The sequence below is a fragment of the Porphyrobacter sp. SLTP genome (assembly GCF_009905735.1).
In the GTDB taxonomy this organism is placed as follows: domain Bacteria; phylum Pseudomonadota; class Alphaproteobacteria; order Sphingomonadales; family Sphingomonadaceae; genus Erythrobacter.
Map to the genome: position 1 here is coordinate 25,632 of NZ_JAAALE010000018.1, position 25,240 is coordinate 50,871.

Genomic DNA, 25,240 nt, shown 5'->3' on the forward strand with positions numbered 1-25,240 from the left:
AGCCCGACCCCAACAAGAAAGCCGCCCGGTTTCCCGGACGGCTTTGCCTGTCAGATCCATCTGCCGCCGCACATAAGGCGCAGCAGCGACGGGCCGGATTACATCGAGTAATACATGTCGTATTCGACCGGGCACGGGGTGGTTTCGGTGCGGATCACCTCTTCCCACTTCAGCTCAGCATAGGCTTCGATCTGGTCCTTCGTGAACACGTCGCCCTTCAGCAGGAACTCGTGGTCAGCGGCCAGGCTGTCGAGCGCTTCACGGAGCGAACCGCACACAGTCGGCACCTCGGCGAGTTCGGCCGGCGGCAGATCGTAGAGGTTCTTGTCCATCGCCTCGCCCGGGTGGATCTTGTTCTCGATCCCGTCGAGCCCGGCCATCAGCAGCGCCGAATAGCACAGGTAGGGGTTGGCCATCGCGTCGGGGAAGCGGAATTCCACGCGCTTGGCCTTGTCGCCCGTGCCGTACGGAATGCGGCATGAGGCCGAACGGTTGCGCGCCGAATAGGCCAGCAGCACCGGCGCTTCGAAGCCCGGCACCAGACGCTTGTAGCTGTTGGTGGTCGGGTTGGTGAAGGCGTTCAGCGCCTTGGCATGCTTGATCACGCCGCCGATGAAGTAGAGGCACATTTCCGACAGACCGGCATATTCATTGCCGGCAAACATCGGCTTGCCATCCTTCCAGATCGAGATGTGCGTGTGCATTCCCGAGCCGTTATCGGCCTTGATCGGCTTGGGCATGAAGGTCGCGGTCTTGCCGTAGGCATGGGCGACCTGATGCACGACATACTTGTAGATCTGCATCCGGTCAGCGGTCTGCACCAGCTTGCCGAAGGTCAGGCCCAGCTCGTGCTGAGCGGCGGCGACTTCGTGGTGGTGCTTGTCGCAGGGCAGACCCATTTCGAGCATGGTCGAGACCATCTCGGCGCGGATGTCGACTGCCGAGTCGACCGGCGCGACCGGGAAGTAACCGCCCTTGGCACGCGGGCGGTGGCCCATGTTGCCATTCTCGTATTCCTTGCTGGTGTTACCCGGCAGTTCGATATCGTCGATCGCGAAGCCCGATCCGGCATAGCCGTCTTCAAAGCGCACATCGTCGAACATGAAGAATTCGGCTTCGGGGCCGACATAGACGGTGTCACCGATGCCGGTCGACTGAAGGTAGGCTTCGGCGCGCTTGGCCGTGGTGCGCGGATCGCGCGAATACCAGTCGCCGGTCGAAGGCTCGACGATGTCGCAGTTGATGATCAGCATCGGCGTGGCGCTGAAGGGATCGATCCAGGTTTCGCTGAGATCGGGCTTCAGGATCATGTCGGATTCGTTGATCGCCTTCCAGCCGGCGATGGACGAACCATCGAACATCAAGCCGTCTTCAAGCTCGTCTTCGCCCATCACGCTGGCGACCATGGTGAGGTGCTGCCACTTGCCCTTGGGGTCCGTGAAGCGCAGATCGACCCACTCGATTTCCTCGTCCTTGATCAGCTTCAGGACGTCTTTTGCTTTCGACATTTGTGTAGTGCCTCCGAGATAAATTCAGGCCGGCCCGCCGGTCTGGCTGGGCAGGAGAGGGTGGAAAATCAGATCGCGTCGTCGTTGGTTTCGCCGGTGCGGATGCGCAGTGCGCTTTCGATCGGGGTGACGAAAATCTTGCCGTCACCGATCCGCCCGGTCTGCGCGGCGGCGGCGATCGCTTCGACCACGCGCTCGGCCTGATCGTCGGCGACGACCACTTCGAGCTTCACCTTGGGCAGGAAGTCGACGACATATTCGGCGCCGCGATAGAGTTCGGTATGGCCTTTCTGGCGCCCGAATCCTTTGGCTTCGGTGACGGTGATTCCGGACACGCCAATTTCATGCAGCGCCTCCTTCACTTCGTCGAGTTTGAAGGGTTTGATGATCGCTTCGATCTTTTTCACGTCGTCCCCATCCGCGCTTGGCTGATTTGCTGACAGATTCTTAACAAGAACCGTGCCAAGCTCTAAGGTGGTGGCTGCGAACGATCCTTGCCGCTTGAAGACTCAAGGGTAGGGATGTCTTTCGCCGAAGACCTGCGGTTAGCAAGATTATGGTGCACTGCGCAATGGTGCACAGCATCTGACCGGGGGTTGCCTAAATTTTAAGCAAGAGTGCGCGTTGTCAGAGGCGCAGGCCGGTGGTCTCGGGCAGGCCGCACATGATGTTGAGGTTCTGGATCGCAGCCCCCGATGCGCCCTTGCCGAGGTTGTCGAGCCGGGCGATCAGGCGGGCCTGCGTGCCATCGGTCGAACCGCAGACGTGAAGCGTCAGGCCGTCCCACGGCGCAGCCGATTTCAGCAGCAACAACTCACCGGGAACCGGATCGAGCGGTGCGACAGCGACAAACGGACTGTCCGAATAATACGCCGCCAGCGCTGCATGGAGCGCGGCAGGGGTAGGGCGACCGGGAAGAGCAGCGAGCGGCAGCGGTACATCGACTACCATACCCCGGTGCGCCGAAATCACGCTCGGCGAGAACACCGGCGCGTGGGTAAGGGCTGCATAGGTCTGCATCTCGGCGAGATGCTTGTGACCCATCTGGAGCCCGTAGGCGCGGAAGGCGATGTCGGTGTCCTGCTCAAACCGCTCGATGAGCGCATTGCCGCCGCCCGAATAACCACTCACCGCGTTGACGGTGTAGGGCCAGTCGGCGGGCAGCAGCCCTGCACGGACCAGCGGTGCGACCAGCGCCAGAAAGCCAGTGGGGTAGCACCCCGGATTGCTCACGAATTGGGCAGCGGCGATTTTGGCGTGCCCGATCAGCTCTGGAAAGCCGTAAGTCCACCCCTCGGCCACGCGGTGCGCGCTGGACGCGTCGATGATGCGCGTTGCTGACCCATCGGCCAGTCGTACCGCATCCTTTGCCGCATCATCGGGCAGGCATAGGATCGCGATGTCGGCGGCATGAAGCGCGTCGCGGCGGGCGCTCTCGTCCTTGCGCTGGGCATCGTCCAGCACGATCAGATCGAACTCGCTACGCCCCTGCAACCGCTCACGGATTTCCAATCCGGTGGTGCCCACCGCACCGTCGATGAACAGGCGGATCGCCATCGTCTTAGGCTTCTGCGGGAGCGAGTTCGCTCGCCCGGCACCAGCCGCTCGGCCCTTGCGGACCCGGGCAACCCCACACCCATTCGCCCGCCACGTCGAGCAGTTCGAACCGAGTGCCGGGAGCAAGTTGCACGAACACCTCGGCGTCACCGCGCGGGTTCAGCCGCAGACCGGCTCCGGCCGAGCCGACAGCATGAACATGCGGGATCACGTAATGCGCGGCGAGGTGGATGCCCGCCAGCGCCATATGCGCCAGATCACCGCGCAACGGCAGCGTGCCGGGCGCAGGCTTCTCGACCGGGCCTTTCAGGCCCAGCACGCCGGCCGGCACTGCGTATTCCGAATTGTCGCGCGCCGCGCCGTTCATCTGCGTTCCGTTGGCCTTTGCCGGTAGAGCCGTGCGTTCCCCCGCTTCGGCGTGGCAGGCCCGTTAGCGGCAAGTCGCCTCTGGAGCAAGCTCAGGTGCTGTAGCGGGCGCGGAGCGCGTGCCACGATGCGCGCAACCCCAACCCGCGCCCACCGCGTGCGCGCCCCGGCTTGGGGGCGGGCGACCAGGCGAAGGTGTCGAAATGCACCCAGTCGATGCCGTCACCGACAAACCGGTCGAGGAACAGCCCGGCGACGCTCGCCCCGGCGAAGGGATTGGCGGCGGAGTTCGCCATGTCGGCCACATCGGAGGCGAGGTATTCGCGGTAGGCCTCGTGCAGCGGCAGGCGCCAGGCAGCGTCGTCATTGGCTTTGCCTGCGGCCAGAAAGCTCTCTGCGGTTTCGTCACGCCGGGCGAAGAGGGCGGGCAGATCGGGGCCGAGCGCCACCCGCGCCGCGCCCGTCAGCGTGGCGAAATCGACGATCAGGTCGGGGTTCTCTTCCGAAGCGCGGGTCAGCGCATCGCCGAGGATCAGGCGGCCCTCGGCATCGGTGTTATCGATCTCGACCGTCAGCCCCTTGCGGCTGGCAAGCACATCGCCCGGCCGGAAGGCGCCGCCGGAAATCGCGTTCTCGACCGCGGGGATCAGCAGATGCAGCCGCACCTTCAGCCGCGCCGCCATGATCAGCCCGGCCAGCGCCAGGGCATGGGCCGCGCCGCCCATGTCCTTCTTCATCAGCCGCATTCCGGCGCCCGGCTTGATGTTGAGTCCCCCGCTATCGAAGCACACGCCTTTGCCGACCACCGCCAGAACGGGGTGGGCCGGATCGCCCCAGACAAGGTGCATCAGCCGCGGCGCATGGTGGCGCGATGCCGCCCGGCCCACCGCGTGGACCATCGGATAACCTTGTTCCAAGGCATCGCCGCGCACCACGGTCAGCTCCGCCTTGTGCGCTTTGGCGAGCTTCTCGCATTCGGCCTCCAGCGCGGCGGGGCCCATGTCTTCAGGGGGCGCATTGACCAGGTCGCGCACCATGCATTCGGCCTGCGCCTCAGCGAGAAAGCCGTCAATCTGGCCGACCTGCCCGGTCAGCAGCACGCGCGGGCCCTGACTCTTATCGTCGCTCTTGTAGCGGGAGAAGCGGTATTGCCCCGTCACCCACCCGAACATCGCCGGGCCGGGGTCTCCGGTGGCGACGCGATAGACCCCCTCAGGCAATTCCTCGGCGAGCTTCGCAAGGCACCAGCTGGACAGGCTTTCGGGGTTCGCCACGCCGCTGACGACGAACCACGAATCCCCCTCGGGAATGATCGCATACTGATACCCGCCGCCTTCGAATTTCTGCGCAGCAAGACTGGCGCGCTGGCCTGCCGTCAGGCTCTTGGCAAAGGCTTCGAAGCTGTCCTTGTTCACCAGATGAATGGCAATCGCATCCTCGCCGCGGTCGGGCCGGATCAGTGCTTTGGGTTCGCTCATTCCCGTTCCATAATCGCCCCGGCATTATTGTCACCAGCAGATTCGGACAGGAGGGAGAGGCCTGATGACCACCGCATTGTTTCCCATCGGACATGGGACGAGCCTGATGTTGGCATTGATGCTCGCAGGCTGTTCCGCGCCCGAAGATAAGGCTGCCAGCGCTGGCACCGACCAAGCCGCTGCGCCTGCTGCGCCAGCATCACCTGACGCGCCGTCCGCCCCCGCTCCCGGCGCAACCAACTTCACCGACAACGAAGATGAAGGCGAGGCGAAGCGCGAGTTCAGCTACAGCTGGCCGGCCAAGGTCTCCGCCATCCCCGCATTGACCAACCGCCTGACCGCCGAGCGGGACAAGCTGCTCGCCGAACAGAAAGCCGAGTGGCAGGAATCCTTGCGCGAATTCGGCGACAGCGACTGCATCGCCTGCGTCAACCGTGATCTCCAGAAGTCATGGGACGTGGTCGCGGATGTTCCGCGCTTCCTGTCGCTGTCATGGGAACTCTATGCCTATACCGGCGGGGCGCATGGCAACAGCGGCTCGGGCGGGCTTGTGTGGGACCGTGAGGCCAATGCGGCGCTCGCGCCCAAGGACCTGTTCGTCTCCGAGGCCGCGCTCCAGGACGCGCTTTACACCCGCTGGTGCAAGGCGTTGCAGCGCGACCGCGTTACCCGGCTCGGTATGGAGCCAGCCGACAGCTCCACCTTCCCCTGTCCGCAGATCGCAGAGCTTACCGTGTTGCTCGGCTCGTCGAACAAGACCCACTTCGACCGGGTCGGCCTGATCGCCGATCCCTATGTCGCGGGCTCCTATGCCGAGGGAAGCTACGAGCTGACCTTCCCCGTCACCGCCGAGGTGCTGGCGGCGGTCAGGCCCGAATACAAGGCGGCTTTTGCGCTGGGAAAGTAGCTTTTTGGCGCGGCCCTCGCTATGTAGGCCCGATGCACGAATATCAAATTGTCGACGGCGACCAGACCGTCCTTCGCGATGGCACCATCAAACTGCATGGGCCGGATGGCTTTGACGCGATGCGCAAGGCCGGGCGGCTCGCCGCTGAAATCCTCGACGCCTGCGCCGAACTGGTGCGCCCCGGCGTCACCACCGGCAGCATAGATGATGCGGTGCGGGGCATGATGCTGGATGCGGGCGCGGTGCCAGCCACGCTCGGCTACCGCGGCTATGCGCACTCATCCTGCATCTCGATCAACCATGTGATCTGTCACGGCATTCCGGGTGACAAGGTGCTGAAGGATGGCGACATCCTCAACATCGATGTGACACCGCTGGTCGATGGCTGGCATGGCGACAGCAGCCGGATGTTCTACGCGGGCGAGCCATCGCTGAAGGCGAAGAAGCTCGTGGAAGTGACTTACGAATGCCTGATGCTCGGCATCGCGGCAGCGCAGCCCGGCGCGCGGCTGGGCGATATCGGCGCGGCGATCGAGGCGCACGCGAACCAGTTCCGTTACGGCGTGGTGCGCGAATTCTGCGGGCATGGCCTCGGCCGCCTGTTCCACGACGCGCCCGAAGTGGTCCACGCGGCGAAGGCCGGGACGGGCCCTGAGCTCAAGCCGGGAATGTTCTTCACCATCGAACCGATGATCAACCTCGGCAAGCCCTGGGCCAAGGTGCTGGGCGACGGCTGGACCGCGGTGACACGGGACAAGAGCCTGTCGGCGCAATTCGAGCATTCGATTGCAATCACCGAAACGGGGAACGAGATTTTCACCAAGAGCCCGACCGGGCGTGATTGCCCGCCTTACTTTTGACCTATGCGATTTCAATGACGTCTCCCCGGGCTTGCCCCGGGGCCTCGCTCACTTGGCGCTACAAAAACAACACCGCCAGCGCCGCGCACATCACCACCACCAGCCCAACCGAAAACGCCAGCATCGCCATCGTCGGCCGGGTCACACGCCCGTGCAGCACCCAATCATAGCCCACCGCAATAGCAATCGTGATCGGCGGCTGTACTGCAATCGCGACCGGATCGGGCAGGCCGAGCACCTGCACCACGCGGGCATAGGCGGGGGTCATCAGCGCCAGCGTCGCGATCAGCATCGCCTGGCGGTGCGCGGCAATGTCTCGCCTGCGGGCGAAGTGCAGGGCGGCGAAATACAGCGGGAGAAAGGTCGCGAAGGCGGCGAGGTTCACCACCGTCACCTCGGGGCGGCCGAGTTCCAACCCGATCCGCCACGATATCACCGACCCGCTCACCAGCATCGCGCCCACCAGCGCAATTGAGGCGCGGCCCGTGGCGCGGTGGGCGGCCAGCTTGAAGCGCGCGGCGGCGAAGGCCTGCATGGCGAGCAAGCCCAGCCAGGCGACCATGCTCATCGCGTGGAACACCACAATCGGGGTGTAGCGTACCTGCACCTCAGGGTGCGCCGCCGCCTTCAGCGCGAAAGCAAACAGCGTGAAGCCGAGCAGCCCCAATGCGATATTGCCCATCAATTCGTTCGCGCGAACGTGGCTTTCTGGCGCTCTCACTAATTCTCCCTTGCCGCCCGGATCGCGGCTCCGGCGGCAAACGGAGCGAGTGCCACCAGCGCGAGGCTTATGGCTCCAACGAAGCCGAGGCTGACTTGATCCTGACGGGCGAGCGCACCGGCACCGAAAATCAGGATGGGGAGGGCCAGCGGGATCAGCAGCAGGCCGGAAAGAGCTGCCCCTGCGCGCAATGACGCGGTCAGAGCGGCGATCATCAGCCCGATGGCGGCCAGCCCGGGCGTGCCTGCGATAAGCCCCAGCAGCAGGATCTGAAAAGTCTCGCCCTCGATCTTCAGCAGCGCCGCCGCCGGGAAGGTCGCCAGCACCAGTGGCGGGCCGAAGCTCAGCCAATGGGCGATGAGGCGCACCGCCATCATTGCCTCTTCCGCCATGCCCCGCAGCTTCAACTGGTCGAAGAAGCCGAGCTCAATGTCTCGCGCCACCAGCTTTTCCAGCGGCAGGATCGCGGCCAGCAGCGCCGCGATCCACACCACCCCGCCGCCAGTCTTGGCGAGGATGTTGGCGTCCGGTCCGACCGCAAAGGGGAACAGCATGGCGACGGCGACGAAGAACACCACGGGCAGGGCGGCGCCGCTCCCGGTGAAGGGGAAGAACTGCGCAAGGTCACGCCGCAGGAGTTGCACCAGCATCAGACCTCCGCCTCGGCTGGCGCGGGCGCGAAGTCCTCGATCGCAAAGCTCGTCATCCCCGGCACATCGAGCGGCTGGTGCGAGGCGATCAGCGCGATCCCCCCGCCGTCGCAGTGCTCGCGCACGAGCGTGCTGACCAGCGCCTGTGAGGCGACATCGAGGCCCGAGAGCGGCTCATCCAGCAGCCACACCGGCGCGGCCTGCCCCAGCACGCGGGCGAGCGCGGCGCGTTTCTTCTGGCCGGTGGAAAGGTAGCGCACCGGCACGTCCAGCAGGTTGCCGAGGGCGAGCCGGTCGCAACAGCTTTCCAGCGCGAGGTGCTCCACTGCGTCTATCTTCGCCCAGAACTCCAGTGCGCGGCCTAGCGGCAGGTCAGGGTCAAGCCCGGCGCGTTCATCCAGGAGCGCCAGCGCGCCCGTCCGCCGCACTTCGCCCGCATAAGGCGTCGTCAGCCCGGCCACCGCGCGGATCAGCGTGGTCTTCCCCGCGCCGTTCGCGCCCGTGACATGGCACGCTGCTCCTGCTTCGAGCGCGAACGACAGCCGCCGGAACAGCAGCCGGTCACCCCGACGGCAGGCGAGATCATGCGCGGACAGGGCGGGTGAGGGCGCTTGCATTGGCGCGCAGCGTTAGGGAAAAGGGGCGGCGCAAACAAGCGACGCCTTTTCAAGGAACCTGCCCCATGTCCGTCCCCGAGCTTACGAGCGAAGAAATCACCCAGCTGCTCGCCGATCACCCCGCATGGGCGCTGGCGCGCGAGGGCAAGGCGATCACGCGGACGTTCCAGTTCAAGGATTTCTCGCAGGCGTGGGGCTTTATGAGCCGGGTTGCCCTGCTGGCCGAGGCGCAGGATCACCACCCCGAATGGTTCAACGTCTATGCGAAGGTCGAAGTGACGCTGACCACCCATGACGCTGGCCATACCGGCGGCTTGTCCCAGCGCGATGTGACGCTGGCGCAAGCGATTGACGCGCTGGCGTGATGCGGACGGCTGGGTTCTTTGTCGCGCTTGCGCTGACAGCTGCGCCGGTCGTAGCGCAGGGGCCTCAGAACGAGGGGCGCATCTGGCGTGGCACGCTTGGCGCGACCGCGATCACCGCCTGCTTCTTCGACCAGGATTCTCGTGCCGGGGCCTATTATGCCGATGCCGTGCTGGAGCCGATCCGGCTGGAGCTGCCAGATGACAATGCGCCGCAGGTCGTCCGCGAAAGCCGCAGTTTTGACGATCAAACCGGGGCGACGTGGAGCTTGGCGCCCGACGCTGACGATCGCATCACGGGGGACTGGCACAGCGGCGACACAACGCTGCCCATCCGCCTGATCGCCGTCCCGGCCAGCATTCCCGAATACGGCTCTCCCTGCGAAAGCGAAGCCTTCCTTGCGCCGCTGCTGGCGGGGGGCGAGACCACGGCCAAGCGGGCCAGTTTCGACGGCACCGACTACACCGAACTGGCCTATGCCGGGCCCAAGCGTTCGGGGCTTGATGATTACGCCGTCACCAGCTTCGCGCTTGATCGGGTGCGGCCCGGCGACGCGGCGGTCAACCGCGCGTTGGCGGAGGCGCTGCCCGATGGCACTGCGGCGCATCTCGCCGGGCAATGCGCCGGGTGGAGCATGGCCAATGGCAGCGGCGCGGCAGGCTACCTGGAACAGGCGGTGGTGCCGATCCTGATAACGCCCCGCTGGCTGGGCGTCCGCGATAGCGGCAGCAGCTATTGCGGGGGCGCGCATCCCAATCATTTCACTGGCTTCGCCGTCTATGACCGCGATAGCGGCGTCGAGGTTGATCCGGCGGCTTGGTTCAAGAGCGGCGCGCTCGCGTTCTATGATGGGGAAGCCGAGACCGAACCGAAGGCCGCCAAGCGTCCGATTGCGGGCCTGTCCGAAGCGCTTGGGAAAGCTGTGCTGGCGCATTGGCCGGAGCGGGAGGACGGTGATGAATGCGGGATGGCCGATGGGTTTGGCGGCTCCGGCTGGCAGATCGGCCTCACCCGCGACGGCCCGGTGTTCGTGCAGCAGCTCCCGCACGTGATCTTCGCCTGCACCGAGGAGGTTGTCCTCCCGTGGGCCAAGGCCCGCCCGTTCCTCTCCGCGGAGGGCCGGGCGGTGATGGACAGCTTGCGCTGAATCCGGGCCTGTAAGGCCCGCAAGGCCGACTGGCCGCCCGCAGCGACGGTGGCGTAGCCAGCGTGAGCGAGGATTTCGCATCGCGGAGGCGATGCGGACAAAAATCTACCTTCCTAGCGGCCCCGAACTCGCGCGCAATTGCTTCCTGACCTTGCTCGGCATCCAGCGCTTGGCGAAGGCCATCCGCCTTGCTGTGGCGCCCACGAAGTAATCGAGCTTGTCGCCGTGGACCGCGTCCCAGATCGCCTTCGCCACATCCGACACGGGGCTGATCTCCAAACCGGCCGCCGTCACCCGGTCGCGAATCTGTTCGTTCGATTTGCGGTTGCCGGTGCCGTTGAGCAGCGGGGTGTCGATGAAGGCCGGGCAGACCGAGGCGACCGTGATCCTGTCTGGCGACCATTCCGCATCAAGGCTTTCACTGATCGCGCGGACCCCGAACTTGGTGGCGCAATAGACGCTCATGCCCGCTGAGCCTGCGATTCCCGCTGCGCTGGCAATGTTGACCAGCGCCGATCGCGGCGCGCTCGCTTTGAGGTAGGGATAGACCGCCTGCGCGCCGTAGAGCACGCCCTTGAGATTGATATCGAGGCAGCGGTCGATTTCCTCGGGGTCGAGCTCGGACAGCGATCCGCCGGTGCCGATCCCGGCATTGTTGACCAGCACATCGATCCGCCCGCCGGCAGCCGCGGCGAAGGACGATAGCGCTTCGTCCCATCCCTTGCGGTCGCGCACGTCGAGCTTGCCCGACCACTTGGTCTCACCCGCAATCTGGCCGAGGGTTTCGGCCATCCCGGCCTCGTTGATGTCGGCCACGCCCACGTACCAGCCGCGAGCGGCGAAATGCAGCGCGGTCGCACGGCCGATGCCCGATCCCCCGCCCGTGATGAAGATGCTGCGCTGGACGGTCATGGTAATCCCCTCTCGATTGCGTTTTGCAACCGTCTAGAGCGGACTGACACGCTTGTCAGCAGGCAGAATGGCGCTTGGCCGTGCTATCCCCCGAGCGCGGCCTTCAGCCCCTTCACATGGTCCGCTCCTTCGACGATCTGTGCGCTCGCCGGGGCCAGTGCATCGCCCAGCGGTTCGGCCCGCCCGCCCATGCATTCGGCGAGGAAATTCTCGGCGATGGCATAGAACGATATGTTGTTTTCCGGCCGGGCAAAGCCGTGGCCTTCATCGGGGTAGAGGACATAGGTGACCGGGATACCCGCCGCCTTCATCGCGCCCACAATCTGGTCGCTTTCGGACTGCTTGACGCGCGGATCATTCGCTCCTTGCGCGATCAGCAGCGGCTTGATGATCTTGTCGGCTTTGTAGAGCGGGCTGGCGGCCCTGAGCAGCGCGCGGCCTTCCTCGGTGCGCGGGTCGCCCATGCGTTCGTGGAAGGTCTTCACCAGCGGCGCCCAATAGGGCGGGATGGTTTCGAGCAGGGTTTCGAGGTTCGACGGGCCGACGATATCGACCCCGCAGGCGAACACGTCCGGCGTGAAGGTCAGGCCGGCCAGCGTCGCATAGCCGCCGTAGGAGCCGCCCATGATCGCGACCTTGTCGCGCGCGGCGATGCCGTTCGCGATAGCCCAATCGACCGCGTCGATCAGGTCGTCGTGCATGGTGAGGCCCCACTGCTTGTTCGCCGCATTGAGGAAAGCCTTGCCGAACCCGGTCGAGCCGCGGAAGTTGACGCTGAGCACGCCGTAACCGCGATTGGCGAGCAGTTGGTGCACGCCATTGAAGCCATAAGTATCGCGCGCCCACGGCCCGCCATGCACCAGCAGCACCATCGGCACCGGCGTGTCGGGCTTGCCGTCGCCGTCCGGATCGCTACCCGGCGGCAGGGTGAGATAGCAGGGCAGGGTCAGACCATCGCGGCTCGCGATCTCAACCGGGTGCGTCGGCTGGAGCGGCGCTCCCTCCAGCTCGGGGCGTGAGACGTAGAACGGGATGAGCGTCTGGGTGACGCGGTCATAGATGAAGGTGCGCACCGGCTTGGTCAGCGGGTCATTGGCGATGATCCACACGCTGTCATCATCGGTGCGGCTCTGCACGCTGAATTCGCCCTCCAGCCGCTCACGCAGCCACGCGAGTGCAGCGCCAATGCCCGGATCAATCGCGGTCCATTCGGTGGAAAGGTAATTGACCGCAAAAGCCTCAACCACGCCGGTGACGGGGTGACGCAGCGTATTGCTGATATCGGCCCGGTCGTCGGCGGCGATCAGGCGGCGCTCCCCCGTGGCGGTGTCCTGCGCGAACAGCGCCGCAGTGTTTCGCCCGCGGCTGTCGAGCCAGTAGAGCGTCGCCCCGTCGCTGGTGTATCCGGCAGGCGAGGTGGTGAGCGCATCCTCCATCGCCGAGGTTTCGAAGGGATCGGGCTCGACCACGTTGTCCACCACGCGGAAGTAATCCGTCCCGCCAACCTCATTCTGCTGCATCGCCATGCGCAGGGTCAGCGTGTCGTCCGCCTCAAACCCGGCATAGGCGTTGTTCTCCAAGACCAGCGTCAATTCGCCGGTCGTCAGGTCGAGCAGGTGGATATCGTGCCATTGCGGATCGCGGTTGTTGAGGCCGAGCAGCAGCTTGTCCTTCCGCGTGGTCGATGCGCCGACCAGCTGTACGCGGGTGTTTTCGAACGGGGTGAGAGTGGTCTCGGCCCCGGTGGTCACATCGACACGGTAGAGCAGGAAATTCTCGTCTCCGCCCTTGTCCTGAATATACATCACCGCGCTCGCATCGGGCGACCAGAAGTATTGGCGGATCGGGCGCTCGACGGCGTGCGTAACAGCGCGCGCGGCTTGCGGATCGCTGGCAGGCGCAAGCCAGATGTTGAGCACGCCGTCCTTGGGCGCGAGCCAGCTCAGCCATTGGCCATCGGGGCTGATCTGTCCGGCGGCGCGGGTCGGGTTGCCGAACAGAGCGGTGCGCGGAATAAGGGTGGCAGTGTCGGTCATGGTCTCTCCTGTATTGCGCAGTTAAGACACCATGCGGGCAGCTTCAAGCGGCCCTGCCGCGTTATAGCGCCGGGTTGGCGTAGAAATGCCAGGTGAAGATCGCCATGCTGCCGCGCTGCGGCGACCACGGCTCCGCCAGCTTGCGGGTAACGTTTTCTCCAGGGCGCTCCTCCAGATCGAGCAGACGCTTCACGCCCTCTTGCACCGCCAGATCGCCTGCGGGCCAGATGTCGGGGCGGCCCTCGGCGAACAGCAGGTAGATTTCCGCCGACCAGCGCCCGATCCCCTTGATCCGGGTGAGCAGTGCAATCGCCTCTTCGTCATCGGCGGGCAGGTTGTGCAGATCAAGCTCGCCCGATTGCGTCAGTTCGCACAGGGACCGGGCATAGCCCTGTTTCTGCCGCGACAGCCCGCAGGCGCGCAAGGCATCGAAATCGCGCGACAGCAGGCAGGCCGGGGTAAAGTCCGCGCCCAGTTCCGCCTCAAGCTTGTTCCACACCGATGCCGCCGACGCGACCGAGACCTGCTGGCCGATGATCGTGCGCAACATGGTTGCAAATCCGGCCTCGCGGACGCGCGCTTCGGGATAGCCGACCCGCTCTAGCGCCGCTGCCAGTTGCGGCTCTCGCAACGCCAGCGCGTCCAGATCATCGCGCAATTTTTTCGCTGTCAGCCCCACTGCCACTTTCCTTAACTTGCCTTGCGCGCCAGACTATCATAGCAGCCCGCGAGCACCCTCACAGCGCACATCCTTGCGCCCAATAGCCGAAAAGGAACTTCGATCCATGCCCAGACTGGTCGTCACCAACCGCGAAGGCGAAACCAGCGAGATTGCCGTCGGCGAGGGCCTTACGGTGATGGAAGCGATCCGCGACAATGGCTTTGACGAGCTGCTGGCCCTGTGCGGCGGGTGCTGCTCCTGCGCGACCTGCCACATTCATGTCGATCCGGCCTTCGCCGACAAGCTGCCGAAGATGAGCGAAGACGAGGACGACCTGCTCGAATCCTCCGATCACCGCGCCCCGACTTCGCGCCTGTCGTGCCAGATCCCGCTGACCGCCGATCTGGACGGTCTGCACGTCACGATCGCGCCGGAAGACTGAGTTTTCGAAGGGCGGGGGCAAAGCGGACAACGTGGACGCTGACCTCGCCCGGTTCCTGCGTGACGAGTTGGGCCATGTCTCCACCGGCTCCGTGGGGCCGTGGCAGGTACGTGGGCCCGTGTGGCTCTGGCAAGGCAGCGACGGCGCGCCTGCCAAAGGCTCATGGTATTTCCTGACCATTGATGGCGAGACCGCGCAGGCGATCCGCGCTGCTGCGACCAACGCCGCCGCCTGGGGCTCGGTCTATGTCGAGGCGACCATCGGCAACACCACGTGGCGCACCTCGCTGTTCCCGTCCAAACAGGCGGGTGGCTGGCTGCTCCCGCTCAAGGCTGCGGTGCGCAAGGCTGAGAAGATCGTCGAGGGGACAGAAGTCGAAGTGCGGCTGGCGCTGGCATGATAAGGTCTCTCCCCGTTGCGGAGCAATGGGGAGGTGGGCGAGGCCGCAGGCCTCGGTCGGAGGGGTGATGCCCAGCCGCCTACCCCTCCGTCACGCGCCTCGCGGCGCGCGCCACCTCCCCATTCCGACGGAACGGGGAGGGACTTTGCCTCTTCGACATTGCCCCGCGCCCCATCAGCGCCTAATTCAGTCCCCATGAACATTACCCGCCCCTTTGGCGACACGCTCGCGCTTATCGGCAATACCCCCATCGTCCGCCTCGCCGGCCCCAGTGCGGCGGCTGGCTGCGACATCTACGGCAAGTGCGAATTTGCCAACCCCGGCTCCTCGGTGAAAGACCGCGCGGCGCTTTGGATCATCCGTGATGCCGAAGCGCGCGGCGAATTGCTGCCTGGCGGCACGGTGGTCGAAGGCACGGCGGGCAATACCGGCATCGGCGTGGCGCTGGTCGCCAATGCCAAGGGTTACAAGACGATCATCGTCATGCCTGACAACCAGTCTAAGGAGAAGATGGACACGTTGCGCGCGCTGGGCGCGGAGCTGGTGCTGGTGCCGCCCACCAAGTTCGCGGACGCAGGCCACTTCGTCCACACCTCGCGTCGTCTGGCAGAGGAGACGCCCGGCGCGGTATGGGCCAACCAGTTCGACAACATCGCCAACCGCCGCGCCCATATCGAAGGCACCGCGCCGGAAATCTGGGAGCAGCTCGGCGGCCGCGTCGATGGCTTTACCTGCGCCGCGGGCACGGGTGGGACGATTGCAGGCGTGGGCCTCGGCCTCAAGGCGTTCGACGAGAACATCCGCATCGCGCTCACCGATCCGCACGGCGCGGCGCTCTACAATTACTACGCTCACGGCGAATTGCGCGCCGAAGGCTCCTCGGTCGCAGAAGGCATCGGGCAGGGCCGGATCACTGCCAACCTCGAAGGCGCGCCGATCGACACGCAGTACCGCATCAGTGACGAGGAAGGCCTCGTCTGGGTCGAGCGGTTGCTGAAGGAAGAGGGCCTGTGTCTTGGCCTGTCGTCCGGCATCAATGTCGCAGGCGCGGTGGCGCTGGGGCGGGAGCTGGTCGCCGAAGGTCGCCCCAATCCGCAGATCGCCACGATCCTGTGCGACACGGGCTTCCGCTATCTCTCCACGCTCTACAACGCCGACTGGCTGGCCGCGAAGGGCCTGCCGGTGTTCGACTGGCTCGCTCGCAGCACTGCGTCGGCCGAGGCGGTAAGCGCATGAGCCGCCCTTCGCTGATCGAGCGGTTGCGGCGGATGAATCAGCGCAGCCTGTTCGGCCCGGGCGTCCGGCGCATGGTCACCTCGTCGCGGACCGCAGGCGAGCCCGAGCCGGAGGATATCTCCACCGCAGGACAGGCTCGCGCTGAGGCGGTGCAACGTCTGCAAGTCGGCATGTTCGGGATCGGCGCGATGGTACTGCTGGTCGGGCTGGCGAGCATCATCGGCGGGCAGGCGGAGCTCAACGAAGACCTTGCCGTGCCTGAGGCGGCTCCCACCACCGAACCCAATTCTGTGCCCGCGCAGGCCAATCCGCTCGCCGATGCGGGCGTGGTGCCCGATATTGCGGCCGATCCCAGTGCTTCGCCCATGCCCGCGCTGCCGCCTCCCGCTTCGGGCAATGTCGCCCCTGAGCAATAGCATCCGTGCCGCCTTAGGCGCGGTGTTGCTGGGGCTGAGCGCGTGCAGCGCCTCTCCGGCAGTGACGGAGACTGGCGCTGACACAGACGCCAGCGCCGAGGCGTTCAATCGCCCCGCCACACGCTTGGGCCTGATGAGCAGCCTGCCGCTGTACTGGCCGCTGGGTGCCGATCTGGCCGCCATCGCGCAGGGGCAGGGCGAAGTGCCGTGGCAGCGTTCCGCTTTGGCGGGCAGCTATGCCGTGGAGCCGCTCGACACGCTGTCGCCCATTCCCGCGCTCGCTGCGGATCAGCCTGACCTTGACCCCCTTGCTGGACTGCGCCGGATTGCGATCATTCAGCCGCGCGGGCTTTCCGCCTCGGACAATGTCGCGCTGGATCGCTGGGTGCGCGCTGGTGGTCGCTTGCTGCTGGTGCTCGATCCGGCACTGACGGGCGAGTACGACCTGCCCTTGGGCGACCCGCGCCGCCCGGTTGATACCGCGCTGATCCCGCCAGTGGTCGCGCGCTGGGGGCTGGCGGTCAGCTTTGACGAGGATCAGGCCGTGGCCGTCACCACCGCCCCCCTAGGTGAAACCGCGCTGCCGCTGGCCCTGTCCGGCGCGATCGCCATCACCGATCCCACTGCGGCGGACTGCACCCTTCTCGCCAACGGCGCGGCGGCGCGCTGCCGGGTGGGCAAGGGTGAGGTCACGCTGATCGCCGATGCCGCGCTGTTCGAGCATGAGGCGCTCGCTGGCGAGGGCGGGGCGACCATGCGCGCCGTGATCGCGGGGGCGCTGCGATGATCGGGCTGCGGGAAAACGCGGGAACACAGGGACTCGGAGTCGGGCCAGGCGGGGGATTCTGCGGGAAACTGTGTGATTTCGGTGCGTTCGGCGGGGTTTCCGGGGTGAATCACCCGCCGGAAATGGCCTCAGGAAAAGACAAAAATATCAATATAATCATGTAGATATCAACTTTTCCCGTCCTTTCCCGGAAAATACCCTTCCAAACCCACATCTTCCCCGATATTACCGGGGTCCATCAGATATGCCTGTTTGCATCGCGTCCGACTGGTGGGGTCGGCGCACCGGCTGCGCATGCGCGCGGCCGGGACGGGGAGGGCATGTCTCGTCATGACGCGGAGCGCCCTTCGGGGTGGGCCGCAAGGGGTAAGAGGGGGCCGCAGGCACGTGTCTGCATTCGGAGGATATAATGGCCAAGCTTACTCGCCTTCGGGCGAGAAGGGCCGTTTTGTCCTTCCGCCAGCCTTCCGCAAAGCGGTCAAGGAAAGCTCCGGCGGCAGCCGCACCCTGTGCCTCACGGTGCATGACAAGTTCGATTGCCTGATCGGTTTCGGCCTGTCCCGGATCGACCAGCTCCACGCCAAGCTCGACCGCGAGGAAGACGCTGCCATCCGCCGCAACGACGACAGCTTTGATCGCGATGTCCGCGCCGCTCAGCTGTTCGGGTTCGAGCAGCTGTCCTTCGACGATTCCGGCCGCTTCATCATGCCGGAACACCTGCGCGACCTCGGCAAGATCGTCGACGGGGCCTATTTCCATGCGGCGGGCGACTTCTTCTTCGTCTGGGCGCCGGATCAGCTGATGGGCATGGGCCCCGAATGGAAGGGCGCGCAGGCCGCCTGTGCCAAGCTGATGGTCACCGCCAAGAAAGGGGCTGCGGAATGACCCAGCCCGCTCCGCACATCCCTGTGCTGCTCGACGAAGTGATCGCCGCGCTGGCCCCGCGTCCCGGCATGACCATTGTCGATGCGACCTTCGGCGCAGGTGGGTACACCACGGCGCTGCTGGAAGCCGGCGCCAGCGTCCACGCCTTCGACCGCGATCCTGATGCGATTGCTGCGGGCCAAGCGCTCGTCGCCCGCTTCGATGGTCGCCTGGCTCTCCACCCCGCGCGCTTTTCAGCCATGCGCGCCGAACTTGCCGCGATGGGCGTGACGCAGGTTGACGCGGTGGTGATGGATATCGGCGTGTCCTCGATGCAGCTCGACCAGGGCGAGCGGGGCTTTGCCTTCATGCATGACGGCCCGCTCGACATGCGCATGAGCCAGGACGGGGAAAGCGCCGCCGATTTCCTCAACACCGCCGACGAGGAAGCCATCGCCAACGTCCTCTACCATTACGGCGAGGAACGCCAGTCGCGCCGGGTGGCCCGCGCCATCGTCGCCGCGCGTCCGTTGGCGACCACGGGCGAGCTGGCCCGCGTGGTGCGCCGCGCGCTGGGCTACAAGCCGCACGACAAGAAAGACCCGGCGACCCGCACCTTCCAGGCCGTCCGCATCCATGTGAATGACGAGCTCGGCGAACTCGAAGCCGGGCTCGCGGCAGCCGAAGCCCTGCTGGCCGAAGGCGGCGTGCTGGCGGTGGTGAGCTTCCACAGCCTCGAAGACCGGATCACCAAGCAGTTCCTGCGCACCGCCAGCGGCGCGGGCCGCTCGATTTCGCGCCATCTTCCCGGGGAAATCCCCGGTCCCCCGCCTACCTTCATCGCGGTGTCCAAAGCTATTCGTCCGTCAGAGGCCGAAATCGCCCGCAACCCGCGCGCCCGTTCATCCACCTTGCGCCATGCCACCCGCACCGGCGCACCGCCCAGGAGCCAAGCCGCATGATGAACCGCTCTCAGGCCCGTTCGCTGGGTTGGGTCGCCGTGCTGGCGGTCTGCTTTGCTTTGGTGGTGGTGCTTAGCTTCAAGGTGCACGCGGTAAAAAGCGAAGTGCTGCTCGCCGAACGCCAGCTGATCGCGCTCGAGCGCGAGACGCTGCTGCTGGAAACCGAGTTCGAGACCCGCGCCAGCCAGCGCCAGCTCGCTGAATGGAACACGGTCGAATTCGGCTATGCCGCGCCGCGGGCGGGGCAGTTCCTCGAGGCCGAGCGCCAGCTCGCCAGCCTTGGTGAGACGCTGGGCCCTGATCAACCGGCACAGATCCGGCTGGCCCGCGCCGACAGCACCGATGTGGCCGAGGCCGCCAGCGATGCGCCGATGCGCTCGCCGGTTTCGGGCGCGAAGGTGACGCTCGCGTCGGCTTCGAGCGAGAAGGACGCTGGCGCAGTGTTCGCCGAGGCGTTTGGCGACTTCCTGATCGAAGCTTCGCCGATCCGCCCCGCGCGGGCTGAAACGCCGAAGTCCGGGGCGAAGGTCGCTGTTGCGGGTGTGGGCGAATGAACACGCTGGCGGCTCCGCTGGCCGCACGCGTCGCCACCCCTGTGATTCCCGCCGGCCGCTTGCCCAGCATGGGCCTGCGCGCGCATTTGCTGTGGACCGCGCGGGTTCGGGTGTTGTGGCTGCTAGGCGGCTTTTCCCTTATCGCGCTGATTGCGCTGCTGCGGATCGCCTCGCTCGGCCTGGCCGGTCAGGCGCCGCAGCGCACCAGCCTTGAAGATGCGCTGCTCCCGCCACGCGGTGAGATCACGGATCGCAACGGCGCCCCGCTGGCGCGTGCCTTCCCCGCCTATGCCCTGTGGTTCGAACCCAAGGCGATGGGTGATAGCGGCGCGCCGCTGGTGCGTTCCCCGGCCGAGGTCGCGCGCGATCTGAAGGCGATTTTCCCCGATATCGACGAAGCGCGCATGACCCGCCGCCTCGCCTCAGGCCGTCCGGGCTATCTGCGCCGCCGCATCCTCCCCGAAGAAGCCAACCGCGTCTTCGGCCTCGGCGAAATCGCGCTGGAAATCCCGCGCGAGACCGACCGCTACTATCCCCAAGGCACGCTGGCAGCGCATGTTCTGGGGTATGTGGTCGAGGACGAAGGCGGCAAGATCGGCATGGAAGAGGTGTTGCAGAAGCGCCTGAGCCACCCCGACCACCGGATGGAACCGGTCGCGTTGTCGATCGACGTGCGGGCGCAGGGCGCGCTTGAGGACGAATTGCGGCGCGGGATGCTGGCGACCAACGCGCTCGGCGCGGCGGGCGTCGTGCTGGATGTCGATACGGGCGAAGTGATGGCACTCGCCAGCCTGCCCGAATTCGATCCCAATACCGCGGGCGCTGCCGGGGCGACCAATGTCTTCAACCGCGCCACCAACGGGGTTTACGAACTCGGCTCGACCTTCAAGCCGCTGACCGTAGCTGCCGCGATTGATGCGGGCGTGGTGCGCGATCTGGGTCGGCAGTGGAATGCCGCTCCCGTGCCATACGGCAATGGCCGCACGATAAAGGATTCGCACGACATGGGGGCGAGCATGAACGTGCCCCAGGCGCTGGTGCATTCCTCCAACACCGTCACCGCCCGCGTGGCTGACGAACTCGGCCCGGAACGTATGCGCCGCGCCATGATGGATCTGGGCATGGACCGCCGTCCGTTCATCGAGCTGCCCGGCAAGGGCAGGCCGCTGTGGCCGAAGGGAAACTGGAGCCGCGTCACCAACATGACGGTGGGTTTCGGCCACGGCTTGTCGGTTACGCCGCTGCACCTCGCCGTCGCCTATGCCGCCATGGTCAATGGCGGGATCTGGCGCCCGGCGACGCTGATGAAGCTTGAGCCCACAAAGGTGCCGCGCGGTCGCCGGGTGTTCAAGGAATCGACCTCCTCGCGGATGCGCCAGCTGCTTCGAATGATCTCGCTCTATGGCACCGGCCGCAACGCCGATGCGCCCGGATACCGGGTGGGCGGCAAGACAGGTTCGGCGGAAAAGGCCGGGGTCGGGGGGTATAACAAGACCAAGCTCGTCTCATCCTTCGCTGCCGCCTTCCCGATGGACGCACCGCGCTATGTGGTGGTGGTGGTGGTCGACGAGCCCAAGGGCACCGTCGCCAGCAGCTTCCAGCGCACCGCCGCCTTCACCTCGGCGCCGATTGTCGGCCGTCTCGTGCCGCGTATCGGCCCGATGCTGGGCGTGCAGCCGGACGAGAACCGCGACGTCGATATCTCGGATCTGCGTTATCTGGTGGATAAGGGCGAATGAAGCTGGGTGAGCTTCTGGCAAAGGCGGGCCTGGCAGGCGGCGGCGACGAAAGCGTCACCGGCTTTGCCATTGATCACCGCAAGGTCGCCCCCGGAACCATATTCGGGGCCTTCGAAGGTGCGACCGTTAATGGCGAGGACTTCATCCGCCCGGCCATCGCAGCGGGCGCGATTGCTGTCGTGGCCCGCCCGGAAGCGCGCGTCGAAGGTGCGCTGCACATTGCCGATGCCACCCCCCGCCGCGCCTTTGCGCGCCTTGCTGCGGGCTTCTTTTCCCCGGTGCCTGCCACCCTCGTTGCGGTGACGGGCACTAACGGCAAGACCTCCTGCGTCGAGATGACCCGCCAGATCTGGCGGATGGCGGGCGAACGCGCCGCGAGCATCGGCACGCTGGGTGTGACCACGCCGGACGGCTCTGTTTCGACCGGGTTGACCACCCCTGACATCGTCACCTTCCTCGCCAACATGAGCGGGTTGGCGCGCGAGGGGGTGACCCACGTCGCCTATGAGGCATCGAGCCACGGCCTGTCGCAATATCGCAACGAGGGGCTGACGGTCTCCGCCAGCGCCTTCACCAATTTCAGCCGCGACCATCTCGACTACCACGGCACGATGGAGGCCTATTTCGCGGCCAAGATGCGGCTGTTCACAGAGGTTGTCACACCCGGCAGCCCGGCGGTGATCCATGACGCAGGCGACGGGTCGGAGTGGACCGCCAAGGCGATTGCCGAGGCCGAGGCGCGCGGGCTCAAGGTCATGAGCGTGGGCGAGGGCGGCACCTTCCTGCGCCTTGTTTCGCGTGAACCCGGACAGTTGGGGCAGCTTCTTCACATCGAACATGAAGGCGAAACGCGGAAGGTCAATCTGCCGCTGATCGGGGCCTATCAGGCCGCCAATGCGCTGGTTTCAGCCGGCCTCGCCATGGCGACCGGGGTTGCGCCGTCCACCGTGTTCGAAGCGCTGACCCGGCTGCAACCGGTGCGCGGGCGGTTGGAGCGTGCGGCGCTCAATCAGGCGGGCGCGCCGGCCTATGTCGACTATGCTCATACGCCCGATGCGCTCGAAGCCGCCATCGCCGCGCTGCGTCCGCATGTGGCGGCAGGCGGCAAGCTGATCGTGGTCTATGGCGCGGGCGGGGACCGCGATGCGGGCAAGCGCCCGCAGATGGGCGCAGTCGCCGCGCGCGCCGCTGACGTTGCCATTGTCACTGACGACAACCCCCGCAGCGAAGACCCGGCCGCCATCCGCGCCGCGATCATGGCCGGGGCCGGGCCCAACACCCGCGAAGTGGGTGACCGCCGCGCCGCCATCGCCGCCGCAATTGGGGAAGCCGGGGCAAACGACATTGTGCTCATCGCCGGCAAAGGCCACGAGCAGGGTCAAATATTCGGGTCTGGAGAAACAATGCGGATCGAAGCTTTCGACGATGTCGAAGTCGCGCGTGAATGTGCTGGAGGGCAGTGCTGATGAACATGCCCATCGCTCACCCGATGCTGCACCAATGGCCGGTCACCGCCCGCGACACGTTGCCGCTTGCCCTGTGGAGCGCGGCCGAAATCGAAGCGGCCACCGGTGGCATTGCCAGCCATGACTTTCAGGCGGCAGGCGTCGAGATGGACTCGCGCGATGTGAAGGCGGGCGATCTGTTCGTGGCCTTGAAGGGCGAGGCCATGGACGGCCACCGCTTCATCGAGGCGGCCTTTGCCAAGGGCGCGGTTGCGGCCATCGTTGACCGTCCCGTCGATGTTCCGCACGTGCTCGTCAAGGATACCACCGCCGCGCTCCACGCGCTTGCCCACGCTGCGCGCGACCGCGCGATTGAGGCGGTGCGGATCGGGATCACCGGATCGGTCGGCAAGACCGGGGTGAAAGAGGCAATCTTCGCCTGCCTCGACCGCGCCAGCCGCGGTGCGGCGCATCGGTCGGTGCGCAGCTACAACAATCATGTCGGCGTGCCGCTTTCGCTGGCGCGGATGCCCGCCCGCGCCAAGTTCGGCGTGTTCGAGATGGGCATGAACCATGCGGGCGAAATCGCCCCGCTTTCGGCCCATGCCCGTCCTCACGTTGCGCTGATCACCACCATCGCGCCTGCCCATATCGAAAACCTCGGCAGTCTTGAGGCTATCGCGGATGAGAAGGCGCAGATCTTCACCGGCCTCGTTGACGGCGGCGTCGCCATCATTCCCGCAGACAGCGAATGGGCCGAACGCATGATCGGCCACGCCAAGGCTTGCGGCGCGCATGTCATCACCTTCGGGCGCGCGAAGACCGCCGATGTGCGATTGCTCGATGCGATCCCGGCGGCAGGTGGCGGTTCGCTTGTCACGGCTGATCTCGGCGACCGGCGCATTTGCTACACCATCGCCGAACCGGGCGAGCACTGGATTGTCAATTCGCTCGGCGTCATGGCGGCAGTCCGCGCGGCAGGTGGCGATCTTGCGAGCGCGGGGCTGGCACTGGCCGAGATGGGCGGGCTGAAGGGTCGGGGCGCACGCCACACCATCGCGGCGCGTGGCGGCACGGCGCTGCTGATCGACGAAAGCTACAACGCCAACCCCGCTTCCATGCGCGCAACCCTCAAGGCGCTGAGCCAGACGCCTGCCACCCGCCGCATCGCGGTGCTCGGCAGCATGAAGGAGCTCGGCGACTTTGCCGACCGCTTCCACCGCCAGTTGGCCGAACCGATTGCCGACGCTGGCATCTCGCATGTGATCCTCGTGGGCGACGAGATGCGCGCCCTGGCAGACGAGTTGGGGAAAGCCGCCGCCGCAATGCTTGGCAACAGCGTCACCTTCGCCCATTGCGAAGGACCTGCCGAGGCGATCGCGGCGCTCGGGCAATTCGGTCTTGCGCAAGGCGATGCGGTGCTGGTCAAGGGGTCCAATTCAGTGGGTCTTGGTAGGCTGGTGTCACATCTTACCGAGACTGCCCGTGCACCAGGCGCAACCGGAGGCTGAGGCCGAGCCAAGGGACGACTGAATGCTTTATCTGCTTGCCGAGTGGCTTGGCTTCGAGGGCATCCTCAATCTGGTTCGCTACCAGAGCTTTCGTGCGGGCGCGACGCTGATGACGGCGCTGGTGATCGGCCTGATCATCGGCCCGCGCTTCATCAACCTGCTGCGCGTGCGGCAGGGCAAAGGCCAACCGATCCGCGAAGACGGCCCGCAATCGCACCTCGCCAAGCGCGGGACGCCGACGATGGGCGGGCTGATGATCCTCACCTCGCTGGCAGCGGCGCTGTTGTTGTGGATGGATCTGTCGAGCCCGTTTGTCTGGGCCTGTCTGGCGGTCACCATCGGCTTCGGGATCATCGGCTTCCTCGACGATTACGACAAGGTCTCCAAGAACAGCCATGCGGGCGTGCCGGGACGCGTGCGTCTGCTGGGCGAGTTTGTGGTGGCAGGCTTGGCGAGTTGGCTGATCGTCAGCCAGATTAACACCAACCTGTACCTGCCGTTCCTGACCGGGGTGAGCATTCCGCTGGGACCGGCCTATTACGTGTTCGCCGCCTTCGTCATCGTCGGCGCGGGCAATGCGGTGAACCTGACCGACGGGCTTGATGGCCTTGCGATCATGCCGGTGATCATCGCCAGCGGCACCTTTGCTATCATCGCCTATCTGGTCGGGCGTGCGGACTTCTCCACCTATCTTGGTATCCCGCATGTGCCGGGTGCGGGCGAGCTGGCGATTTTCTGCGCGGCGATCATGGGTGCGGGGCTTGCCTTCCTGTGGTTCAACGCGCCCCCTGCGGCCGTGTTCATGGGCGATACCGGTTCACTGGCACTCGGCGGGGCTTTGGGTGCGATTGCGGTCGCTTCGCACCATGAGGTCGTGCTGGCGATTGTCGGCGGATTGTTCGTGCTCGAAGCCGTCAGCGTGATCGTGCAGGTGTTCTGGTTCAAGCGCACCGGTCGCCGCGTGTTCAAGATGGCCCCGATCCACCACCATTTCGAACAATTGGGCTGGAGCGAGAGCAAGGTCGTGATCCGGTTCTGGATCATCGCCATCGTGCTGGCGCTGATCGGCCTTTCGACGCTGAAGCTGCGGTAGGGCGCCGC

Annotated in this window: 27 protein-coding genes; 16 read left to right on the forward strand and 11 right to left on the reverse strand. The window is 65.9% G+C overall.

The genetic code is table 11. From position 1 onward, the window contains the following. Positions 1-98 precede the first annotated feature (98 nt). The 5 genes from glnA to GVM20_RS13540 form a co-directional block, all read right to left on the reverse strand. Positions 99-1,508 carry a type I glutamate--ammonia ligase gene (gene glnA / locus GVM20_RS13520; protein ID WP_166547721.1) on the reverse strand — a complete coding sequence of 470 codons (1,410 nt, stop codon included), beginning with the start codon at positions 1,506-1,508 and terminating at the stop codon, positions 99-101. Between the two features lie 68 nt (positions 1,509-1,576). Then, on the reverse strand, positions 1,577-1,915 hold the full coding sequence (locus GVM20_RS13525) for a P-II family nitrogen regulator (protein WP_086608397.1): 339 nt from the start codon (positions 1,913-1,915) through the stop codon (positions 1,577-1,579). 220 nt (positions 1,916-2,135) lie between these two features. Then, positions 2,136-3,065 carry an N-acetyl-gamma-glutamyl-phosphate reductase gene (gene argC / locus GVM20_RS13530; protein WP_166547722.1) on the reverse strand — a complete coding sequence of 310 codons (930 nt, stop codon included), beginning with the start codon at positions 3,063-3,065 and terminating at the stop codon, positions 2,136-2,138. 4 nt (positions 3,066-3,069) lie between these two features. Further along, positions 3,070-3,432, reverse strand: a complete 363-nt coding sequence (locus tag GVM20_RS13535; protein WP_166547723.1) for a hypothetical protein — start codon at positions 3,430-3,432, stop codon at positions 3,070-3,072. A gap of 91 nt (positions 3,433-3,523) precedes the next feature. Further along, positions 3,524-4,909 (reverse strand): leucyl aminopeptidase family protein, encoded by a 1,386-nt coding sequence (locus tag GVM20_RS13540; RefSeq protein WP_166547724.1) that lies wholly within the window; start codon positions 4,907-4,909, stop codon positions 3,524-3,526. A 64-nt stretch (positions 4,910-4,973) separates the two neighbouring features. On the opposite strand from GVM20_RS13540, the gene GVM20_RS13545 reads away from it, so the two are divergent. Next, positions 4,974-5,816: a PdaC/SigV domain-containing protein gene (locus tag GVM20_RS13545; protein ID WP_166547725.1), complete on the forward strand. Its 843-nt coding sequence runs from the start codon at positions 4,974-4,976 to the stop codon at positions 5,814-5,816. A gap of 32 nt (positions 5,817-5,848) precedes the next feature. Continuing rightward, positions 5,849-6,676, forward strand: coding sequence for a type I methionyl aminopeptidase (gene map, locus GVM20_RS13550; protein ID WP_166547726.1), 828 nt, complete (start codon positions 5,849-5,851; stop codon positions 6,674-6,676). A gap of 58 nt (positions 6,677-6,734) precedes the next feature. Here the strand turns inward: map and GVM20_RS13555 are convergent, their stop codons facing one another. From GVM20_RS13555 to ccmA, 3 genes are read right to left on the reverse strand one after another with little or no spacing between them, the layout of a single operon-like run. Beyond that, entirely contained in the window at positions 6,735-7,397 is a 663-nt protein-coding gene (locus tag GVM20_RS13555; RefSeq protein WP_353653165.1) for a hypothetical protein, read from the reverse strand. Continuing rightward, positions 7,397-8,047 carry a heme exporter protein CcmB gene (locus tag GVM20_RS13560; RefSeq protein WP_166547727.1) on the reverse strand — a complete coding sequence of 217 codons (651 nt, stop codon included), beginning with the start codon at positions 8,045-8,047 and terminating at the stop codon, positions 7,397-7,399. The genes GVM20_RS13555 and GVM20_RS13560 overlap by 1 nt, the downstream gene beginning before the upstream one ends. After that, the gene (ccmA, locus tag GVM20_RS13565) at positions 8,047-8,664 is read right to left on the reverse strand and encodes a heme ABC exporter ATP-binding protein CcmA (RefSeq protein ID WP_166547728.1); all 618 of its coding nucleotides are present in this window, start codon (positions 8,662-8,664) and stop codon (positions 8,047-8,049) included. Before ccmA ends, GVM20_RS13560 begins: the two co-directional genes overlap by 1 nt. A gap of 65 nt (positions 8,665-8,729) precedes the next feature. Here ccmA and GVM20_RS13570 point away from each other — a divergent pair, with 65 nt between their 5' ends. Further along, entirely contained in the window at positions 8,730-9,029 is a 300-nt protein-coding gene (locus tag GVM20_RS13570; protein ID WP_166547729.1) for a 4a-hydroxytetrahydrobiopterin dehydratase, read from the forward strand. Next, positions 9,026-10,174: a hypothetical protein gene (locus GVM20_RS13575; RefSeq protein WP_166547730.1), complete on the forward strand. Its 1,149-nt coding sequence runs from the start codon at positions 9,026-9,028 to the stop codon at positions 10,172-10,174. The genes GVM20_RS13570 and GVM20_RS13575 overlap by 4 nt, the downstream gene beginning before the upstream one ends. A 105-nt stretch (positions 10,175-10,279) precedes the next feature. Here the strand turns inward: GVM20_RS13575 and GVM20_RS13580 are convergent, their stop codons facing one another. From GVM20_RS13580 to GVM20_RS13590, 3 genes are all read right to left on the reverse strand, one after another. Then, positions 10,280-11,086 (reverse strand): SDR family oxidoreductase, encoded by an 807-nt coding sequence (locus GVM20_RS13580; protein ID WP_166547731.1) that lies wholly within the window; start codon positions 11,084-11,086, stop codon positions 10,280-10,282. Positions 11,087-11,169: 83 nt separating this feature from the next. After that, positions 11,170-13,122, reverse strand: a complete 1,953-nt coding sequence (locus GVM20_RS13585) for a S9 family peptidase (protein WP_166547732.1) — start codon at positions 13,120-13,122, stop codon at positions 11,170-11,172. A 61-nt stretch (positions 13,123-13,183) separates the two neighbouring features. Beyond that, positions 13,184-13,801, reverse strand: a complete 618-nt coding sequence (locus tag GVM20_RS13590) for a DNA-3-methyladenine glycosylase family protein (protein WP_166547733.1) — start codon at positions 13,799-13,801, stop codon at positions 13,184-13,186. Positions 13,802-13,907: 106 nt separating this feature from the next. Here GVM20_RS13590 and GVM20_RS13595 point away from each other — a divergent pair, with 106 nt between their 5' ends. From GVM20_RS13595 to mraY, 12 genes are all read left to right on the forward strand, one after another. Then, positions 13,908-14,225, forward strand: a complete 318-nt coding sequence (locus GVM20_RS13595) for a 2Fe-2S iron-sulfur cluster-binding protein (protein ID WP_166547734.1) — start codon at positions 13,908-13,910, stop codon at positions 14,223-14,225. Positions 14,226-14,256: 31 nt separating this feature from the next. After that, the gene (locus tag GVM20_RS13600; RefSeq protein WP_166547735.1) at positions 14,257-14,625 is read left to right on the forward strand and encodes a DUF1905 domain-containing protein; all 369 of its coding nucleotides are present in this window, start codon (positions 14,257-14,259) and stop codon (positions 14,623-14,625) included. A 195-nt stretch (positions 14,626-14,820) separates the two neighbouring features. Further along, positions 14,821-15,861 (forward strand): cysteine synthase A, encoded by a 1,041-nt coding sequence (locus GVM20_RS13605; RefSeq protein ID WP_166547736.1) that lies wholly within the window; start codon positions 14,821-14,823, stop codon positions 15,859-15,861. Next, positions 15,858-16,277 carry a hypothetical protein gene (locus tag GVM20_RS13610; protein ID WP_166547737.1) on the forward strand — a complete coding sequence of 140 codons (420 nt, stop codon included), beginning with the start codon at positions 15,858-15,860 and terminating at the stop codon, positions 16,275-16,277. The genes GVM20_RS13605 and GVM20_RS13610 overlap by 4 nt, the downstream gene beginning before the upstream one ends. Next, positions 16,258-17,064, forward strand: a complete 807-nt coding sequence (locus GVM20_RS13615) for a motility-associated ABC transporter substrate-binding family protein (RefSeq protein ID WP_166547738.1) — start codon at positions 16,258-16,260, stop codon at positions 17,062-17,064. The genes GVM20_RS13610 and GVM20_RS13615 overlap by 20 nt, the downstream gene beginning before the upstream one ends. Positions 17,065-17,451: 387 nt before the next feature. After that, on the forward strand, positions 17,452-17,949 hold the full coding sequence (locus GVM20_RS13620; RefSeq protein ID WP_166547739.1) for a division/cell wall cluster transcriptional repressor MraZ: 498 nt from the start codon (positions 17,452-17,454) through the stop codon (positions 17,947-17,949). Then, entirely contained in the window at positions 17,946-18,890 is a 945-nt protein-coding gene (gene rsmH, locus GVM20_RS13625; protein ID WP_166547740.1) for a 16S rRNA (cytosine(1402)-N(4))-methyltransferase RsmH, read from the forward strand. The genes GVM20_RS13620 and rsmH overlap by 4 nt, the downstream gene beginning before the upstream one ends. Beyond that, complete coding sequence (locus GVM20_RS13630; RefSeq protein WP_166547741.1) at positions 18,887-19,444, forward strand: hypothetical protein; 558 nt, start codon at positions 18,887-18,889, stop codon at positions 19,442-19,444. The genes rsmH and GVM20_RS13630 overlap by 4 nt, the downstream gene beginning before the upstream one ends. Further along, complete coding sequence (locus GVM20_RS13635) at positions 19,441-21,183, forward strand: peptidoglycan D,D-transpeptidase FtsI family protein (RefSeq protein WP_199799614.1); 1,743 nt, start codon at positions 19,441-19,443, stop codon at positions 21,181-21,183. Before GVM20_RS13630 ends, GVM20_RS13635 begins: the two co-directional genes overlap by 4 nt. Further along, positions 21,180-22,649 carry a UDP-N-acetylmuramoyl-L-alanyl-D-glutamate--2,6-diaminopimelate ligase gene (locus tag GVM20_RS13640; RefSeq protein WP_166547742.1) on the forward strand — a complete coding sequence of 490 codons (1,470 nt, stop codon included), beginning with the start codon at positions 21,180-21,182 and terminating at the stop codon, positions 22,647-22,649. The genes GVM20_RS13635 and GVM20_RS13640 overlap by 4 nt, the downstream gene beginning before the upstream one ends. Next, complete coding sequence (locus GVM20_RS13645; RefSeq protein WP_199799615.1) at positions 22,649-24,139, forward strand: UDP-N-acetylmuramoyl-tripeptide--D-alanyl-D-alanine ligase; 1,491 nt, start codon at positions 22,649-22,651, stop codon at positions 24,137-24,139. Before GVM20_RS13640 ends, GVM20_RS13645 begins: the two co-directional genes overlap by 1 nt. 22 nt (positions 24,140-24,161) lie before the next feature. Beyond that, a complete protein-coding gene (gene mraY / locus GVM20_RS13650; protein ID WP_166547743.1) occupies positions 24,162-25,232 on the forward strand; it encodes a phospho-N-acetylmuramoyl-pentapeptide-transferase in 1,071 nt (356 codons plus the stop codon). Positions 25,233-25,240: the final 8 nt, after the last annotated feature.